Annotated in this window: 13 protein-coding genes; all 13 read right to left on the reverse strand. The window is 72.4% G+C overall.

Translation table 11 applies throughout. From position 1 onward, the window contains the following. Positions 1-54: 54 nt before the first annotated feature. The gene (locus ACFO3Q_RS03820) at positions 55-2,337 is read right to left on the reverse strand and encodes a methyl-accepting chemotaxis protein (protein ID WP_377003317.1); all 2,283 of its coding nucleotides are present in this window, start codon (positions 2,335-2,337) and stop codon (positions 55-57) included. A 79-nt stretch (positions 2,338-2,416) separates the two neighbouring features. Further along, complete coding sequence (locus ACFO3Q_RS03825; RefSeq protein WP_377003318.1) at positions 2,417-3,601, reverse strand: OprO/OprP family phosphate-selective porin; 1,185 nt, start codon at positions 3,599-3,601, stop codon at positions 2,417-2,419. Positions 3,602-3,827: 226 nt separating this feature from the next. Further along, on the reverse strand, positions 3,828-4,517 hold the full coding sequence (locus tag ACFO3Q_RS03830) for a methyl-accepting chemotaxis protein (RefSeq protein WP_377003319.1): 690 nt from the start codon (positions 4,515-4,517) through the stop codon (positions 3,828-3,830). Between the two features lie 774 nt (positions 4,518-5,291). After that, on the reverse strand, positions 5,292-7,568 hold the full coding sequence (locus ACFO3Q_RS03835) for a methyl-accepting chemotaxis protein (RefSeq protein WP_377003320.1): 2,277 nt from the start codon (positions 7,566-7,568) through the stop codon (positions 5,292-5,294). Between the two features lie 81 nt (positions 7,569-7,649). Beyond that, positions 7,650-8,027 carry a hypothetical protein gene (locus ACFO3Q_RS03840; RefSeq protein WP_377003321.1) on the reverse strand — a complete coding sequence of 126 codons (378 nt, stop codon included), beginning with the start codon at positions 8,025-8,027 and terminating at the stop codon, positions 7,650-7,652. 222 nt (positions 8,028-8,249) lie between these two features. Then, on the reverse strand, positions 8,250-10,658 hold the full coding sequence (locus ACFO3Q_RS03845) for a methyl-accepting chemotaxis protein (RefSeq protein WP_377003322.1): 2,409 nt from the start codon (positions 10,656-10,658) through the stop codon (positions 8,250-8,252). Between the two features lie 126 nt (positions 10,659-10,784). Continuing rightward, positions 10,785-12,773: a chemotaxis protein CheA gene (locus ACFO3Q_RS03850; RefSeq protein WP_377003323.1), complete on the reverse strand. Its 1,989-nt coding sequence runs from the start codon at positions 12,771-12,773 to the stop codon at positions 10,785-10,787. Between the two features lie 55 nt (positions 12,774-12,828). Continuing rightward, positions 12,829-13,194, reverse strand: coding sequence for a response regulator (locus ACFO3Q_RS03855; RefSeq protein WP_377003324.1), 366 nt, complete (start codon positions 13,192-13,194; stop codon positions 12,829-12,831). Then, complete coding sequence (locus tag ACFO3Q_RS03860) at positions 13,191-13,496, reverse strand: STAS domain-containing protein (protein ID WP_377003325.1); 306 nt, start codon at positions 13,494-13,496, stop codon at positions 13,191-13,193. The genes ACFO3Q_RS03855 and ACFO3Q_RS03860 overlap by 4 nt, the downstream gene beginning before the upstream one ends. Positions 13,497-14,092: 596 nt before the next feature. Continuing rightward, positions 14,093-15,223, reverse strand: coding sequence for a chemotaxis protein CheW (locus tag ACFO3Q_RS03865; RefSeq protein ID WP_377003326.1), 1,131 nt, complete (start codon positions 15,221-15,223; stop codon positions 14,093-14,095). Beyond that, complete coding sequence (locus ACFO3Q_RS03870) at positions 15,220-15,990, reverse strand: ParA family protein (protein ID WP_377003327.1); 771 nt, start codon at positions 15,988-15,990, stop codon at positions 15,220-15,222. The genes ACFO3Q_RS03865 and ACFO3Q_RS03870 overlap by 4 nt, the downstream gene beginning before the upstream one ends. 1 nt (position 15,991) lies before the next feature. Then, positions 15,992-16,912 carry a flagellar motor protein MotD gene (motD, locus tag ACFO3Q_RS03875; protein ID WP_377003328.1) on the reverse strand — a complete coding sequence of 307 codons (921 nt, stop codon included), beginning with the start codon at positions 16,910-16,912 and terminating at the stop codon, positions 15,992-15,994. 13 nt (positions 16,913-16,925) lie between these two features. Next, the gene (locus tag ACFO3Q_RS03880; RefSeq protein ID WP_377003329.1) at positions 16,926-17,666 is read right to left on the reverse strand and encodes a flagellar motor protein; all 741 of its coding nucleotides are present in this window, start codon (positions 17,664-17,666) and stop codon (positions 16,926-16,928) included.

Raw genomic sequence — 17,666 nt, forward strand, 5'->3', positions numbered from 1 at the left:
AGGCGGGGCCGCGGGAGGCGGGCGCGACGGCCGCGCCCGCCCGTGCCCCGGGGATCAGAACTCCTGCCACTCGCCGTCGGCCTCGGCGAGGGCCGGCTGTGGCGCCGGCTTCGGCGCACGCGCGGGCGCAGGCCGCGCCGCCGGGGCCTGAGCCGGGGCCGTTTCCGCCTGGGCCCTGGCGGCCGGCCTGGGCGCAGGCTTCGGCGCCGGCGCGGCCGGGGCCGGGGTCTTCACGGCCGGCTGGACCGTCGCGCCCTGCACGAGCCGGAACACGGCCACCGCCTGGGCCAGGCCGCCGGCCTGCTCCTCCAGGCTGCGGGCTGCGGCGCTCGCCTCCTCGACCAGGGCCGCGTTCTGCTGCGTCACCTCGTCCAGCTGCATGACCGTCCGGTTCACCTGGTCGATGCCGGAACTCTGCTCCGCCGATGCGGCAGTGATCTCGCCCATGATGTCGGTCACCCGCTTCACCGAGGTGACGATCTCGCCCATCGTGGTGCCGGCGCGGTGCACCAGGCTGGATCCCAGCTCCACCTTCTCGGCCGAGTCCTCGATCAGCGTCTTGATCTCCTTGGCCGCATCCGCCGAGCGCTGGGCCAGAGAACGCACCTCCGAGGCCACCACCGCGAAGCCGCGGCCCTGCTCGCCCGCGCGCGCGGCTTCCACCGCCGCGTTCAGCGCGAGGATGTTGGTCTGGAACGCGATCCCGTCGATCACGCCGATGATGTCGGCGATCCGCTTCGACGATTCGCTGATCGCGCCCATCGTCGTCACCACCTCGTCCACCACCCGGCCGCCGGCCTCGGCCACGTCGCCGGCACCGACCGCGAGCTGGTTGGCCTGGCGCGCGTTCTCGGCGTTCTGGCGGACGGTGGAGGTGAGTTCCTCCATGGAGCTGGCGGTCTCCTCCAGCGAAGCCGCCTGCTGTTCCGTGCGGCTGGAGAGGTCGGCGTTGCCCGAGGCGATCTCCCCGGAGGCGGTGTTGATGGTCTCCACCGAGTCCTTGATGCCGCGCACGATGCCCGTGAGCTGCGCGACGGTGCGGTTGGCGTCGGCGGCCAGCCTGCCGAAGGCGCCCTGGTATTCGCGCTCCACCCGCTGGGTCAGGTCGCCGTCGGCCAGCGCGCCCATGATCCGGCCCACGTCGCTCAGGCCGGCGTCCGCCTCCTGCATCAGGCGGTTGAGCGCCGCCACCATCTCGCGGAAGGCGTACTGGTACTTCGCCTCGTCGCCGCGCTCGCTGAAGTCGCCGCGCGCGGCGGCGTCGGCCAGGGCCTTGATCTGCAGGTTGACCGCGTCGAGGTTCTGCTTGGTCGCCCGCATGGCCTCGGTGATCGCCGCCTTCTCGCCCGGCAGGTCGCGCATGTCCTCGGAGAGGTCGCCGATGGCGTAGCGCTGCGCGAGGCCGGCCATCTCGTTCATCACGACGATGTGCGAATCGACCAGGGCGTTGGTGTTGGCGGCCATCTCGCCGTAGGCGCCGCGGAAGGCGGCCGCGTCGATGCGATGGCTGATCTCGCCGGCGTCGTGGCGCGCGCCCATCTCGAGCTGGGCGCGGCTGTACTCCTGCAGCGTGCTCTGCATGCGCTGCATGCTCGCCAGCAGCTGGCCGGTCTCGTCGCGGGACTCGATGTCGATCCGGCTGTCGAAGCGGCCGTCGGCGATCGCCGCGGATACCGCCGTCGCCTGGCGGAGCGCGCGGCCCATGCGGTAGGCCAGGAAGGCGCCCGCGCCGAGGGCGATGAGGATGGCCGCCACGGTCAGCGCGCCGAGCAGGACGCGGCTGCTGCGGAAGGTGGCGTCGGCGGCGGCGATGCGCGCGTCCATCCGCTCGCGGTCGTGGGCCGCCAGTGCGTCGAGCGCCTCGAAGGCGGTGCGGCGCAGCGGCCTCGACTCGCCGTCGGAGATCAGTGCGGCGGTCTCGTAGTCGCCCGCGCCGGCCGCCTGGAGGAGCCGCGACGAGGCGTCGAGATAGGCCTGGATCGCGGCCCTGGCGGCGTCGTAGCGGTCGCGGTCGGTGCCCGCCGAGATGTTCTCGGCGTAGGCGTTGCGTGCCGCGGCGATGGCCTGCTCCATGGCGGCGACGCGGCCGGTGTACTCGTCGTAGTTCTGCGTGGCGAGCAGGGACAGCTCGTAGGTGCGGAGCTCGCCCAGGTAGCCGCGCAGGTCGCCGATCGCCTGCACCTGCGGGACGTTGACCGTCACGACGTAGCTCGCGTCCGCGTTCGCCTGGGTGAGGCGGTTCACCGCCGTGACACCCAGGGTCAGGGTGAGCAGGGCCGCCAGCGAGATGCCTGCCAGCAGCTTGCGGGTGATGGAGAGGTCGTTGAACCAGCGCATCGCGTTATGTCCTGAAGTCGTCTTGTGTGTGCTGCGGTCGTGTCGTCGGCGCGGCCCATGCCGCGCGGCCGCATGCGGATCAGAAGTAGAACTGGGCACGCAGGCCGAGCACCGCCGGGTCGGCGGTCTCTCCGCCGCGACGGCTGCGCGCGTGCACGTAGTTGGCCTGGAGCTTGAGGTTGCGGCCGAGGTACCAGTTCATGCCCAGGGTCCAGTCGGACTGGGTGCCGCCGGCCACGGCGCCGTCGTCGAGGTCGAGGTGGCTGTAGCGCAGCAGCAGCTCCACCTGGTCGCCGTCGCCGGCCGTCGGGTTGCCGGCATGGCCGCCGTAGGTGCGCGAACCGCCGGTGAGCATCCAGCTGCCGAACACGTAGCCGCCCCGGCCGCGCACGTCCTGGCCTTCGCGGCGCACGTCGATTCCGAGCAGCTCGCCCTGCAGCGACCAGGGCCCTGCGATCCACAGCGCCTCGATGCCGCCGCGGTGCACGGTCTCCACGCCCGCGAGGGTTCCGGTATCGACCAGCCGCACCGGCGTCAACCCGGCCTCGGGCCGTGCACGCAGGCGCAGCGTGTCGGCGTCGGGACGTTCGCGGCTGGCGGCGACGCCGAGGTGGAGGACGTCGCCCGGCGCGTTGCGCGGCACCCAGGCGGCGCGCCCCGCGACGGTCTGGCCGTGGTTGTCGCCCTCGAGGTCGTGCCCCGCGAAGCCGGACACGCCGACCAGGTAGCCGGGCCGCTGCAGGGCCCATTCCACGCCCGTCCGCCGGCCGGCGTACACCGCCTGGACCGGCAGCGCCTGTTCGAGGAAGGGTGCCGCCCGCACCGGGGACACGGCGTCGAAGCCGACCGGCGTCTTGAAGTAGCCGATCCGCACGCTGCCGAGATCGCGGCCGAGCAGCCCCTTGCTGTGGAGCCGGACCAGGGTGTCGGTCCAGGCACGTCCCTCGAGGTCGTACTGCACCATGACCTCGTAGTGGCCCGGCCGGCGCAGGAAGACGCCGGTCTCGCGCCGGCGGAAGCCGGTCGCGTCCTCGAACCGGCCGTCGGGATCGCGATGGAAGCTGTTGCTGTCGTACACCCAGTTCGCGCTCAGGCCCAGCTCGACCTCGCCCGCGCGGAATGCGGGCGCGAGGTCCGGCCAGGCACGGGCCGTGTCGGGGACGAGGAGCAGCAGGCCGAGGAGGGCGATGGCGCCGCAGGAGGGACGCGACGACCAGGTTTGCAGGGGATCCTTCCCGCGCCGGAACAACGATATGGAGGGCATACGGGGAGCCGCGCGCGGCGGCGGATCGGAGGACAAGGGCCCGCAGGGGACGTTCCCGTCCTGTATCGACCCGGAGGCGGCCGACTTGAGGCTTTTTCACGAAAACGTCATGTTTACGGAGTAGAGCAGCCCGCCGCAGACAGAGGCGGCGCCCGGAGGCGCCGCATGCGGAGGAGCGCGACGGGGCGCACGGCCGGCCCGGCCGCCGCGCCCCTTCGGTCCGGACTCAGAACTCCTGCCACTCGCCATCGGCCTCGGCAAGGGCCGGCTGCGGCACCGGCTTCGGCGCGCGTGCGGGCCGTGCCGCCAGGGCCGGACCCGTTTCCGCCCGGGCCCTGGCGGCCGGCCGGGGCGCGGGCGTCGGTGCGGACGCGGTCGGCGCCTTCGGCGCCGCCTGCGGGGCCGTCTCCTGCGCGCCGGTGCGGAACACCGCCACCGCTTCGGCCAGCACGGTCGCCTGCGCGTCGAGCGCCTGCGCCGCGGCGCTCGCTTCCTCGACCAGGGCCGCGTTCTGCTGGGTGGTCTCGTCGAGCTGGCTGACCGTGCGGCTGACCTGCTCGATGCCCGACGCCTGCTCCGCGCTCGCCGCGGTGATCTCGCCCATGATGTCGGCGACGCGCTTCACCGAGGCCACGATCTCCGACATCGTCGCGCCGGCCCGGCCCACCAGCTCCGAGCCGGTGGCGACCTTGTCCACCGAGGCACCGATCAGGTCCTTGATCTCCTTGGCCGCGTCCGCCGAGCGCTGCGCCAGCGCGCGCACTTCCGTGGCCACCACCGCGTTCACCCGCGCGTCGTACGCGCGGCGCGCCTGCCGGTCGATCAGGAATGCGAGAAGGGCCAGCACCAGGACGAGCGCCGCGGTGAGCAGCAGCGACAACTTGGTACCGATGGACAAGCGGGACAACGCGTGCATGACAGATCCTTCTAGAGAGTGATTCGGTGTCGGCAGGCCGCGCACGCCGGGACTGCCGGCGTGGGCCTGGTTCTCGATTCGAGCGGTCGCGCTGCCGGCGCGGGAACGCATCCCGGCCCTGGGCCTCGCCCGGCTGGTGTCGGCACGCTCCGTTTCGGCCCGGACACCCGGCGCTTCCGCACTACGCGGGCAGGCTCCGCCTGCCCGTCGCCGCGATCGGCACGTCGTGCGTGCCGCTCTTGCGCCCCGCCGCCGACGCGACCGTCGTCCGGTCGCCACGGGACGGCATGCGGGGGCCGGCCTCTCCGCGGTTATCGGCGCGGACCCGGCAATCTGTACAAAACGTGATCGCCATCGCATTTCCGTTGTGCTTCCAGTCACTTTCGGAAGCAGCGGCGATGGCGAACCGACCGGAGATGGGTCCGCGCCGCGGCAGGCAGCGCCTCGCCACGAACACGTCCGCCCGCCGGGCTCGCAGCCTTATCGACCGGATCCGGCCTGGATTGAGATCGCCATCAGAACGAAAAGGATCACGCAGCGCGGATTGTTACAGCTCTGCGTACACCGCCCCTCGTCCAAGGCCGGAACCGGGACACGCGACGGACAAGGACGGATGGCGTTGCGCGCGGCCCGCCGTCCGGGCGCGGAACGGGGAAGCCGTCCGTGGGACGGGCGGGCAGGCGGCGGCGAACCGCCAGCGTCCGCGGTCGACCGTCCCCTAACGCAAAGCGGCGCCGAAGCGCCGCTTTGGGATGCCACCGGGGATGGCGTGGATCAGTCGGTCTCGGCCAGCTCGCCGCGTGCCTTCACCAGCAGGCTGTCGACCGCGCCGCCCTGGGTGCCGGTGCGGAAGATCGCCACGGCCTCGGCCAGGGCCGTCGCCTGCGCATCGAGCGCATGCGCCGCGGCGCTCGCTTCCTCGACCAGGGCCGCGTTCTGCTGGGTGGTCTCGTCGAGCTGGCTGACCGTGCGGCTGACCTGCTCGATGCCCGAGGCCTGCTCGGCGCTCGCCGCGGTGATCTCGCCCATGATGTCGGCGACGCGCTTCACCGAGGCCACGATCTCCGACATCGTCGCGCCGGCCCGGCCCACCAGCTCCGAGCCGGTGGCGACCTTGTCCACCGAGGCGCCGATCAGGCCCTTGATCTCCTTGGCCGCGTCCGCCGAGCGCTGGGCCAGCGAACGCACCTCCGAGGCCACCACCGCGAAGCCGCGGCCCTGCTCGCCCGCACGCGCGGCTTCCACCGCCGCGTTCAGCGCGAGGATGTTGGTCTGGAACGCGATCCCGTCGATCACGCCGATGATGTCGGCGATCTTCTTCGATGCCTGCTCGATGCCCTGCATGGTCGTGACGACCTCGCCCACCACCTGGCCGCCGCGCGAGGCGACGTCGGCCGCACCCATCACCAGCTGGTTGGCCTGGCGCGCGCTTTCGGCGTTCTGGCGCACGGTGGAGGTGAGTTCCTCCATCGAGCTGGCGGTCTCCTCCAGCGAGGCGGCCTGCTGCTCGGTGCGCGCCGACAGGTCCGTGTTGCCGGACGCGATCTCGCCCGCCGCCACGGTGATGGCCTCCGACGACTCCTTGATGCGCGCCACGATGTCGGCGAGCTGGTCGGCGGTGGCGTTGATGTCGTCGCGGATGCGGCCGAACACGCCCTGGAACTCGCCGGTCATGCGCTGGGTGAGGTCGCCGCGCGCCAGCGCGTTGAGCAGCTCCGACGCCTGGCCGAGGCTGTCGGCGTTGGCGTCGAGCAGCACGTTGAGGCGCTCGGCCAGCTGGCGGAAGAAGCCCTGCTTGTCCCCGGTGGCGATGCGCTGCGACAGGTCGCCGGCGGCCGCGGCCTCGACGATGCGCGCGACCTCCTCCTCGACCCGCACCTCGACGGTGCGGTCGCGCCACTCGACGACGAAGCCGAGGCGCTCGCCGTCCTCGCCCATGACCGGCGAGATGGACTGGCCGAACCAGGCGCCGCCGAGACGGATCTGCCCGTTGTGCACGCCCTCGAGCGCCTCCAGGTACACCGCGGTGCCCTCGGGGTCGGCGTGGAAGGTGTCGATGCTGCTGCCGACGACGGCGGACACGTCGAAGTCCGGCAGGTCCTTGCGGATCTCGTCCTCGTAGGTCGCGAGCAGGCGCTGGGTGGCACCGTTGCTGTAGATGATGCGGCGCTGCGGGTCGGCGATCATCACGCTGGTGCCGGAGTTGTCCAGCGCATTGCGGATGCGCAGGTTCTCGGCGGCCATGCGCTGGTCGCTCTCGATGCGTTCGCGCAGGTCGTGCTGCATGCGCTGCATGGCGCGCAGGAGGTCGCCGACCTCGTCGCTGCCGCTGGTGTCGATGTGGCCGTCGAGCTTGCCCGTCGCCACGTCGTTGGCGACCGCGACGGCGCCGCGCAGGTTGCGCGAGAGCATGGCGGCGAAGAACCAGGCGATGCCGAGGCCCGCGGCGATGCCGGCGAGCAGGAAGATCACGGTCATCGTCAGCGAGGTGGCGTAGGCCCGGCGCGCACCGGCGCCGGCGGCCACGGCCTTCTCGTCCTCGGCGGCGATGATCGCGGCGAGCGAGGCGGTCGCCCGCTCGTGCAGGCCGCGGGTCTCGCCGAGGAAGGTGTCGATGGCGTCGTCCTCCAGCTCGTAGTCGATCATCTCGTTGACCGAGAGGTAGGACTCGCGGGCGGCGACCCAGTCGGCGACGAAGGCCTCGATGCGGCCGCGCTCCTCGTCGTCGCTGGCGATCTGGAGGAAATGCTGCGCCTGCTCCTCGATCTGCGCGTGCAGCGCGTCGGCCTGGGTGCGCGACTCGCGCCTCACCGTCTCGCTCGCGCGCATCAGGCCGCGGTAGGAGGTGTTGCGGTACTCGCCCAGCAGGGCGCGCAGCTCACCGCCGGCGCGGACGCTGGGGAGGGTCTCGTCGACCACACTCCTGGTCGCCCCGTTGAGCGAACTCATGCCGCTGAAGGCGACGATGCCCTGCACCAGCATCAGTGCGAGGACGATGCCGAAGGCCAGCATGAGCTTCGGCGCGAGCTTCAAGGAATTGAACCAGTGCATCGATGACACTCCCCTCGTGATCGACTGCGCGCGAGCGCGCACAGGCGCCGGGCGCCCATGTGGACGCCCGGCGGTTGCTGCTTAGCGGATCGTCGCCAGCTTCACGTCGGCGGGGCCGGTGACCACGATCTCGGCGCGCGAGGCGTCGCGACGGATGTTGCCGACCACGCAGATGTCCTGGCCTTCGAGCGATTCCGGCGCCGGGTTGAACTTGGCGCGCTCGCTGCCGGGGATGCGGGCGGAGAAGGTGTGGCGCGGGAAGGCCCCGCCCATGTACAGGAAGGTCGGCTCGCCTTCCGAGTTCTGGGCAAAGCGGGCGCGCTCGACCTTGCCGCAGACCATGCCGTTCTTGCCGATGAAGCGGGACGCGTGCTCCGGCGGGATCATTTCCTGGGCGCCGGCGCCGGCAGCGGTGGCGGCGAGGACGAGGGCGGCGAGGATGGAACGGGTGCAGCGCATGACGGATGTCTCCAGACGAGGGGGGTTCAGGGGGGCGGACATGCCCACGCTGCCCTGATCGGCCGGAACGGCGCGTTCTTGAGGGCAGCAGGCATGGCCGATGGAGAAACTGTGCGGGGGATCACGCTCGCCGCGGCGCCACGCTGCCGGCGGTGGCCTCGCGTGGAGCGCGCGATGTCCGGGCGCGGCGGACCCGCAGCAGGCCCACCGGCCGTCGGCGATTCAGAACTCCTGCCAGTCGCCGTCGATGTCGCTCAGCACCGGCTGGGGAGCAGCGGCCTTGGCCGCCCTGGCGGCGCGCCGGGCCGGCCGCGCGGCACGTGCCGACCGAGGCTCGGGATCGGCCTTGGGATCGGTCTTGGCGTCGGACGTGGCCACGGACGCGGCGGCGATCTTCGGCTTCGGGCCGGCGGGCTTCGGCGCTGCGGAGGCCGCTGCCCCGGCGAGGGCTTCGGCCTGCTTCCGGACCGGTTTCGGCCCGGGGGCCGGCGCAGGCTTCGCTGCCGGTTTCGCCGCCGCCTGTTCCAGGCGGAAGACCGCCACCGCCTGCGCCAGCTCGCCGGCCTGGACCTCCAGGCTGCGCGCCGCGGCGCTCGCTTCCTCGACCAGGGCCGCGTTCTGCTGCGTCGTCTCGTCCAGCTGCATGACCGTCCGGTTCACCTGGTCGATGCCGGAACTCTGCTCCGCCGATGCGGCAGTGATCTCGCCCATGATGTCGGTCACCCGCTTCACCGAGGTGACGATCTCGCCCATCGTGGTGCCGGCGCGGTGCACCAGACTGGATCCCAGCTCCACCTTCTCGGCCGAGTCCTCGATCAGCGTCTTGATCTCCTTGGCCGCGTCCGCCGAGCGCTGGGCCAGCGCGCGCACCTCCGAGGCCACCACCGCGAAGCCGCGGCCCTGCTCGCCCGCGCGCGCAGCTTCCACCGCCGCGTTCAGCGCGAGGATGTTGGTCTGGAACGCGATCCCGTCGATCACGCCGATGATGTCGGCGATCCGCTTCGAGGATTCGCTGATCGCGCCCATCGTCGTCACCACCTCGTCCACCACCCGGCCGCCGGCCTCGGCCACGTCGCCGGCACCGACCGCGAGCTGGTTGGCCTGGCGCGCGTTCTCGGCGTTCTGGCGGACGGTGGAGGTGAGTTCCTCCATCGAGGACGCGGTTTCTTCCAGGCTCGCCGCCTGCTGTTCCGTGCGACTGGAGAGGTCGGCGTTGCCCGAGGCGATCTCCCCGGAGGCGGTGTTGATGGTCTCCACCGAGTCCTTGATGCCGCGCACGATGCCCGTGAGCTGCTCGACGGTGCGGTTGGCGTCGGCGGCCAGCCTGCCGAAGGCGCCTTGGTACTCGCGCTCCACCCGCTGGGTCAGGTCGCCCTCGGCCAGCGCGCCCATGATCCGGCCCACGTCGCTCAGGCCGGCGTCCGCCTCCTGCATCAGGCGGTTGAGCGCCGCCACCATCTCGCGGAAGGCGTGCTGGTACTTCGCCTCGTCGCCGCGGGCGGAGAAGTCGCCGCGGGCCGCCGCCGCCGAGAGCATGAGGATCTCGTCCTGGATGCCGGTCAACGCCGCCTTGGTCGCCTGCATGGCCTCGGTCACGCGCGCCTTCTCGCCGGGCAGCTGCGGCATGTCCTGGCTGAGGTCGCCGCGGCCGTACTGCTCGATCAGTGCCACCAGCTGCATCATCACCGAGATGTGCGCGGCCACCAGGGCATTGGTGTTCGCCGCCATCTCGCCATAGGCGCCGCGGAAGGCGGCCGCGTCGATGCGGTGACCGATCTCGCCGGCCTCGTGCCGGCGGCCCATCTCGAGCTGGGCGCGGCTGTAGTCCTGCAGCGTGCTCTGCATGCGCCGCATGGCGCCCAGCAGCCGGCCGACCTCGTCGCGCGCGCCGGCTGCGATCGGCTGGTCCAGGCGGCCCGCGGCCACCGCGTCGGCCGCCTCGGTGGCGGCGCGCATCGGCACCACGATGGCGCTGCCGATGATCCAGCAGAGCACGAACACGGAGATCACCACGAAGCCGCCGGCGGCGGTCATGATCGCGGTGAACACCAGCGCCTGCGCCTGCACGTCGTCCATGTAGATGCCGGTGGCCACCACCCAGTTCCAGGGCGCGTAGGCGGCGGCGTAGGACATCTTCTGCACCGGCGCGTCGTGGCCGGGCTTCTCCCACGCGAAGTCGACGTGGCCGCCGCCGGCGCGGGCGACCGCCACCTGCTCGCGGTACACCGCGACGCCGTCCGGGCTGACCACGTCGCCGACGTCCCTGCCCACCAGGTCCTTGCGGAAGGGATGCATCAGGAGCGTCGGCCGCATGTCGTGGACGAAGAAGTAGTCCACGTCGTCGTTGGCGCGCATGGTCTCCAGCGTCGCCAGGGCGGCGGCCTGCGCCTCCTCCTCGCTGAGCTCGCCCGCCTCGGCGCGCGCCGCGTAGTGCGCGATCGCGCCCAGCGCCATCTCCACCTCGGTGCGCAGCACCGCTTCGCGGCTGTCGCGGAGGTCGACGTACTGGATGCGCGCCGCCGTCACCGCCAGGGCGACGACGCCGAAGGCGAGCAGGACGTTGAGCACGACGAACTTGCGCCGGATGGACAGGTCGCCGAAGGCCGTCTGGATCTTCTTGAGGAAGGTCATGGCTCGCTCTACGGGTTCATCGGGAGGGAATGCCGGCCCGGCCGGCGGGCGCCGCGCGATGGCGGCATGCGGAGCGGGACGAAGGCGGCGCGCCGCAGGCCACGAGGGGCGAGCGGCGCGGGCGCATCAGGCGGCCTCGGCGTGGGCGAGACTGCGCGCCACGTCGCCCACGTCGACGATGAGCGCGACGCGGCCGTCGCCCAGGATGGTCGCGCCGGAAACGCCGTGGACCTTGCGGTAGTTCGACTCGAGGTTCTTGACCACGATCTGCTGCTGGCCGATGAGCTCGTCGACCTGCAGCGCAAGACGGCGGCCGTCGCTCTCCACCACCACGACCAGGGGCGCGGTGTCGCGCGCGGTCGGCGCCAGCCGGTACAGCGCGCGCATGTCCAGCAGCGGGATGTAGTCGCCGCGCACGCGCAGCAGGCGGCCGTCGCCCTGCACGCGGCGGATGTCGCCGGCGGCCGGCTGCAGCGACTCGACCACGAAGTTCAGCGGCAGCACGAAGGTCTCGCCGCCGACGCCGACGGTCATGCCGTCGAGGATGGCCAGGGTCAGCGGCAGGCGCACGGTGATGCGCGTGCCCGCGCCCTTGCGGCTCTCGATGGCGACGTCGCCGCCGAGCGACTGGATGTTCTTGCGCACCACGTCCATGCCGACGCCGCGGCCGGAGAGGTCGGTGACCTGGGCGGCGGTGGAGAAGCCGGGCTGGAAGATGAGGTCCCAGACCTGCGCATCGGTCGGGTTCTCCGGCAGGCTCATGCCGCGCTCGGTGGCCTTGGCGAGGATGCGCTCGCGGTCGAGGCCGCGGCCGTCGTCGCCGACCTCGATCAGGATGAAGCCGCCCTGGTGCGAGGCGTCGAGGGTGATGCGGCCGCCCGGCGGCTTGCCGGCGGCGACGCGCTCGTCTGGCATCTCCATGCCGTGGTCGATGGCGTTGCGCACCAGGTGCACCAGCGGGTCGGCGATCTTCTCGATGACGCTCTTGTCGATCTCGGTGGACTCGCCGCGGGTCTCCAGCACGACCTGCTTGCCGAGGCGGCCGGCGAGGTCGCGGACCAGGCGCGGGAAGCGCTGGAACACCGAGGACACCGGCAGCATGCGCACGCCGATGACCGCCTCCTGCAGGTCGCGGGTGTTGCGCTCGAGCAGCTCCAGGCCGGAGAGCAGATCCTGCGCGCGGCTGCCCTCGATGAGCGCGCCCGACTGCTTGAGCATGGCCTGGGTGATGACCAGCTCGCCCACGAGGTTGATGAGGGCGTCCACCTTGGCGACGCTGACGCGGATGGTCGCGTCGGCGCCGGCGGGCTCGGCGGCGCCACCGCCCTGGGCCATGGGCGCGGCCGCTGCCGGCTCCGCCTCGGGCGCGGCGGCGGGCGCCTCCGCCACGGGCTGGGGCGCCTCCCCGGCGATCGGCTCCACGACCAGGTCGCATTCGTCCTCGACCCAGGCGAAGGCGTCGTCCACGTCGCTGCGCGCGACCGGGCCGATCAGGGCGAGATCCCAGGCGATGTGGGCCTCGACCGGGTCCAGTTCCTCGAAGGTCGGCAGGCGCGAGAGATCGGGATCCGCACGGAGCTGCCCGAGGCGGTCGAGCTCGCGCAGGATGCGCAGCGGGTCGTTGCCGCCCATGAACATGCCGGTGTGCGGCGTGAAGCCGATGCGCCAGCCCGCGGGCGGGGCGGCGGGCGCGGCCGCCTGGGGCGCCTCCGCCGCGGATGCCGCGCTGCCTTCCAGCACGGCGGTGAGGCTGGCCTTGACCGCGGCCACCGCCTGGGCGTCCTCCGGGCTGCCGCTGTCCACGGCCGCGAGCAGGCCGCGCAGCACGTCGACGGAGGCGAGCATGGCGTCGATGGCCGCGCCCGACAGCGCACGGCGGCCGTCGCGGATCTCGTCCAGCAGGGTCTCGAGCAGGTGGGTGAGACCGGCCAGCGTGGTCAGGCCGAAGGTCGCAGAGCCGCCCTTGATCGAGTGGGCGGCACGGAACACCGCGTGGATGGTGTCGGGCTGCTGGCGGCCGGACTCCAGCGCGAGCAGCCCCGCCTCCATCACGTCCAGGCCCTCGCGGCTCTCCTCGAGGAAGACCGCCTGGAAGCGCTGCATATCCATGTTCATGGGCGAGGACCGTGCTGGAGCGAAAAGAGGGGCGGAGCGGGCGTGCGGGGGAGCGTCAGCTCAGGACCTTGCGGACCGTGGCGACCAGCTGCTCGGGGTTGAACGGCTTGACCAGCCAGCCGGTGGCGCCGGCGGCCTTGCCCTCGGACTTCTTGTCCGCGCCCGACTCGGTGGTCAGCATCAGCAGCGGGGTGAACTTGTAGTCGGGCAGCTGGCGCAGTTCGCGGATCAGCGAGATGCCGTCCATGTTCGGCATGTTGACGTCGGTCACCACCGCGGCGAAGCGCTGTCCCTTGGCGCGATCGAGGGCGACGAGCCCGTCCTCGGCCTCGGTCACGTCGAAGCCCTGACTGGTGAGCGCGAACGCCACCATCTGGCGCATCGAGGTGGAGTCGTCGACGACGAGGATCTTGGAACTCATGCAGGTTGCTCCGTAGCGGAAGTCGGTTCGGCGGCGTCGAGGCCGAGGTGTGAGGCCAGTCCGAGCAGGCGCGCGGCCTCGCGCAACGGCGCGGCCGCGGACTGGAAGTCGGTGCGCAGCCCCGCCTCGCGGCGGTCGCGCACGAAGGCCACCAGGAGCTGCAGCGACGCGGTGTGGACCCGCTCGACATGCTCGGCGTCCAGCACCACGCCGGTCTCGCTCGCCAGGTGCGCCGACAGCCGGGCCTTGAGCTCGGCCGCGCTCTCGATGCCCAGATCGGCGCCCAGTTCCACTGCTGTCATCACACGCTCGAAGGTGGGGGATGCAGGGGGTATCGGCGGGCTGGGGAGGAACTTTAGGGGCCCGGGCCTGGGGCCTGGGGCCTGGGGCCTGGGCCTGGGCCTGGGCCTGGGCCTGGGCCTGGAGCCTGGGGCTTGGGGCTTGGGGCTTGGGGCTTGGGGCTTGGCGCTTGGCGCTTGGCGCTGGGCGCTGGGGGCTGGGGGCTGGGGGAACGGGGAACGGGGAACGGGGAACGGGAGGATGTCACTGGGGCGCGAGGCGTCGCCGGATCACCTTGCCCCCCGTAGGAGCGACTTCAGTCGCGACCGGCGCGGTTCGGCCGGCTGGGTGAAGGGCATTGGAGGCCCCGGTCGCGACTGAAGTCGCTCCTACAGATCCAGAGGCCCGTGTGGGTGGCAGCACGCTCCGGGTCCCGGTCCCGTTCCCGCTCCACCCTTCGCGCTTTACCGGCATGGATGTCGGATCCGCCCCCCAGGCAGCGCACGCCCCACTGTCCCGGCGGTCGCGACTGAGATCGCTCCCTACCGCCGCAACCTTGGAGGCGGCAGCGCCCTGCGGGTCCCGACTCCCGATTCCCGCTTCATCCTCCCCACCTCACCTAGATGGCCAGCAACCGCCCCGCGTCCACCAGGATCATCGGCGTGTTGCCGACGCGGGCGATGCCGCGGAAGGCGTTGCAGGCGTTGGCGGCGCCGACGATGGCGGTGTTCTCCATCATCGATTCGGACAGGGTGGCGACGTCGCTGACTTCCTCCACCAGCAGGCCGAGGGTCTCGCCGCGCTCCTCGAGCACGACGACGCGGCAGGCGGGGCCGGGCTCGCAGGGGCGGCCGTAGAGCCAGGCGCCGAGGTCGAGCACGGGGACGATCTGGCCGCGCAGGTTCATGACGCCCAGCATCCCGGTGCCGGCGCCGCGCAGCGGCTGGATCGGAGGCACGCGCAGCACTTCCTGCACCTTGAGCAGTTCCAGGCAGTGGTTCTGGCCGGCGACGCTCATGTGCAGCCAGCGCGAGCTGCGCTCGCCCGCGCGGCGGCCACCGGCTGCCTGCTCGCGTGCGGCGAGCTCGGCGGCCAGCGGGGCGAGCGGCCTGGGGAGGTTGAGGGCGGCCTCGAAGGCCGCTTCGAGCTCGGGGTCGTCGCGCGCGGGCGCGGGCTTGGCCGGCGGGCTCGCCGGGGCAGGTGGACTCGCCGGGGCAGGCGTCGGCAGGTTCAGCGCCGCCTCGAAGGCCGCTTCCAGGTCCTCGCTGTCGCCCGACGCGGGGGCCGGTGCGGGCGTCGGCAGGTTCAGCGCCGCCTCGAAGGCCGCTTCCAGGTCCTCGCTGTCGCCCGACGCGGGGGCCGGTGCGGGCGTCGGCAGGTTCAGCGCCGCCTCGAAGGCCGCTTCCAGGTCCTCGCTGTCGCCCGACGCGGGGGCCGGTGCGGGCGTCGGCAGGTTCAGCGCCGCCTCGAAGGCCGCTTCCAGGTCCTCGCTGTCGCCCGACGCGGACACCGGTGCGGGCGTCGGCAGGTTCAGCGCCGCCTCGAAGGCCGCTTCCAGGTCCTCGCTGTCCCCCGACGCGGACACCGGTGCGGGCGTCGGCAGGTTCAGCGCGGCCTCGAAGGCCGCCTCCAGATCCTCGCTGTCGCCGTCGGGCGACGCCGCGGCGCCGGCCGGGGCGGGATCGCCCTGCGGCGCGGCCTCGCCCAGCAGCGCCTCCATGTAGTCGTCGAGTCCGTCGGCGTGGGTCATGCCACCTGCTCCTGCACGGGGGCGCTGTCGAGCAGCCAGTCGAGGGCGTCGCCGTAGGCGCGGAGGCCACGACCGAACCGGGCCTCGAGGTCGAGGAAGCTCTGCGCGTCGCGCAGGCGCGTGTCGATCGGGATCTCGGCATCCCACACCTTGGCCCCGGGCCGCCCGCGCATGGCGGCAAGGCTCTCCTGGGCGACGCGCGTGCGGCGGTCGTGCAGGGTCGGCAGCACGAAGGTCGGCAGGGCGCTGCCGCGCGAGCGCTCGATCATCTGCGCCGTGCGCAGCATGCCGTCGAGGCCGTGCAGGGCCAGCGGCTCGGTCTGGGTCGGCACGATCAGCCGGTCGGCCGCGGCCAGGGCGTTGACCATCAGCAGGCCCAGGGTGGGTGCGCAGTCGAGCAGCACGTAGTCCCAGCGCCCGGCGTCGCGCGCCAGCGCCTGCGAGAGCGCGCGGCCGAGGCCGGGCTGGGTGGCGCTGCGGCGCTCCAGGGTCGCCAGCGCGGACTGCGCTGGCACCAGGGCCAGGCCCGCCAGGGCGGTCGGCCGGGCGAGCGCGGCCAGCGGCTGCGGCGGGTCGGCGAACAACTCCAACGTGCCCTGCGGCGCCGGTTCGGCCGGCACCCCGTGGGCGCGGCTCAGGGAGGCGTGCGGGTCGAGGTCGATCTGCAGCACCTGCGCGCCCTGGCGCGCCAGCCAGTAGCCCAGCGCCAGCGTGGTGGTGGTCTTGCCCACGCCGCCCTTCTGGTTCGCGATGGTCCAAACCTGCATGTCAGCCTGCCTCGGAATCGGTGGAAACCGGCACTTCGCCGGCGTGCAGCGCGGGACTGTCGCGCGACAGCCCCTCGGGCTCGGCGAGGATCACCAGCACCACGCGGCGGTTCGCGTTGCGACCTTCGGGCGTGGCGTTGCTCTCGCGCGGGCGGAATTCGCCCTGCCCGACCACGGCCATCCGGTCCTGCGCGACGCCCTGCACGGCGAGGCTGTGCACGACGCTGGCCGCGCGCGCCGCGGAGAGTTCCCAGTTCGACGGGTACTGCGCGGTGCTGATCGGCACGTCGTCGGTATGCCCCTCGACGTGCACGTCGTTCGGCACCTCGGCGAGGATCGCGCCGAGCCGCGCGATGGTCTCCAGCGCGGACAGGCTCAGCACCGCCGAGCCGCTCGGGAACAGGATGTCGCTCTTGATCTCGACCTCCAGCCACAGCTGCTCGCGGCGCATGACCACCAGGTCCTCGCGCACCAGGTCCTCCAGCGCGGCCTGCAGGCGCGCGGCGATGCTGCGCAGCTGCTGCTGCGCGCCGCGGTACATGAAGCGCTCGCGGTCGTTGCTGGGGATGGACACCGGCAGGTAGGCGGGCCTGCGCTCCGCCAGCTGCGGGCCGTTGGCCGCGCGCATGCTCGGCGAGAGGCGGATGGGATTGGCGCGCACGCCCAGCGGCACCGGGCGCACGTGTTCGGGCGACACCTCGGCCGGCGCGACCGGCCCGACCTGGATCGGCTGGATCGAGCGCGGCGAGCCGCCGAAGGCCTCGGACAGCGAGTTCGACAGCACCCGGTACTTGCCCTCGTTGAGCGAGGAGATCGCGTACATGACGACGAAGAAGGCGAGCAGCAGGGTCAGCAGGTCGGCATAGGGGATCGCCCACGCCTCGTGGTTCTGGTGTTCCTCGTGCCGTTTCCTGCGCGCCATGGCCGTGGCGCGCTCAGTTCAGGTAGCCGGCGAGGCGCGCTTCGATGTTGCGCGGGTTCTCGCCCTGCGCGATCGCGATCAGCCCCTCGATCATCATCTCGCGCTCGCCGGTGCGCTGCTCGACGAGGCCCTTCAGCTTGTTGGCCATCGGCAGGAACATCAGGTTGGCGGCGCCGATGCCGTAGATCGTCGCGGTGAAGGCCGCGGCGATGCCCTGGCCGAGCTTGCTCGGATCGGCGAGGTTCTGCATCACCGACATCAGGCCCAGCACCGCGCCGATGATGCCGAGCGTGGGCGCATAGATGCCCATGCCCTCGTACACCTTGGCCGCGGCCAGGCCCTGGCTCTCCTGCGCGCCGACCTCGACCTCCAGCATCTGCCGGATGGCCTCCGGCTCCATGCCGTCGACCAGCATCTGCAGGCCCTTCTGCACGAAGGGGTCGGTCTGCTGCCGCACCTCGGCCTCGAGCCCGAGCAGGCCCTGCTTGCGCGCGACGTTGGCCCACTCCACGACCTGCGCGAGCTGCGCCTCGCGCGAGGAGGCCGGCGGGCTGAACACCCACGACGCCATGCCGAGCGCGCGCTTGAGCGTCGCCATCGGCGTCTGCAGCAGGATCGCGGCGACGGTACCGACGATGACGATCACGAAGGCCGCAGGCGACCACAGTCCGGCGATGCCGGCACCCTTGAGGATGCTGCCACCGACCAGCGCGACCAGCGCGAGCAACAGACCTGCGAGGCTGAGAACGTCCAT

It is taken from the genome of Coralloluteibacterium thermophilum, from assembly GCF_042654365.1.
Lineage (GTDB): Bacteria > Pseudomonadota > Gammaproteobacteria > Xanthomonadales > Xanthomonadaceae > Coralloluteibacterium > Coralloluteibacterium thermophilum.

Coding starts and splice junctions, on each gene's coding strand:
- ACFO3Q_RS03820 (WP_377003317.1), bottom strand. CDS start 2,337: ATGCGCTGGTTCAACGACCTCTCCATCACCCGCAAGCTGCTGGCAGGC.
- ACFO3Q_RS03825 (WP_377003318.1), bottom strand. CDS start 3,601: ATGCCCTCCATATCGTTGTTCCGGCGCGGGAAGGATCCCCTGCAAACC.
- ACFO3Q_RS03830 (WP_377003319.1), bottom strand. CDS start 4,517: ATGCACGCGTTGTCCCGCTTGTCCATCGGTACCAAGTTGTCGCTGCTG.
- ACFO3Q_RS03835 (WP_377003320.1), bottom strand. CDS start 7,568: ATGCACTGGTTCAATTCCTTGAAGCTCGCGCCGAAGCTCATGCTGGCC.
- ACFO3Q_RS03840 (WP_377003321.1), bottom strand. CDS start 8,027: ATGCGCTGCACCCGTTCCATCCTCGCCGCCCTCGTCCTCGCCGCCACC.
- ACFO3Q_RS03845 (WP_377003322.1), bottom strand. CDS start 10,658: ATGACCTTCCTCAAGAAGATCCAGACGGCCTTCGGCGACCTGTCCATC.
- ACFO3Q_RS03850 (WP_377003323.1), bottom strand. CDS start 12,773: ATGAACATGGATATGCAGCGCTTCCAGGCGGTCTTCCTCGAGGAGAGC.
- ACFO3Q_RS03855 (WP_377003324.1), bottom strand. CDS start 13,194: ATGAGTTCCAAGATCCTCGTCGTCGACGACTCCACCTCGATGCGCCAG.
- ACFO3Q_RS03860 (WP_377003325.1), bottom strand. CDS start 13,496: ATGACAGCAGTGGAACTGGGCGCCGATCTGGGCATCGAGAGCGCGGCC.
- ACFO3Q_RS03865 (WP_377003326.1), bottom strand. CDS start 15,223: ATGACCCACGCCGACGGACTCGACGACTACATGGAGGCGCTGCTGGGC.
- ACFO3Q_RS03870 (WP_377003327.1), bottom strand. CDS start 15,990: ATGCAGGTTTGGACCATCGCGAACCAGAAGGGCGGCGTGGGCAAGACC.
- motD (WP_377003328.1), bottom strand. CDS start 16,912: ATGGCGCGCAGGAAACGGCACGAGGAACACCAGAACCACGAGGCGTGG.
- ACFO3Q_RS03880 (WP_377003329.1), bottom strand. CDS start 17,666: ATGGACGTTCTCAGCCTCGCAGGTCTGTTGCTCGCGCTGGTCGCGCTG.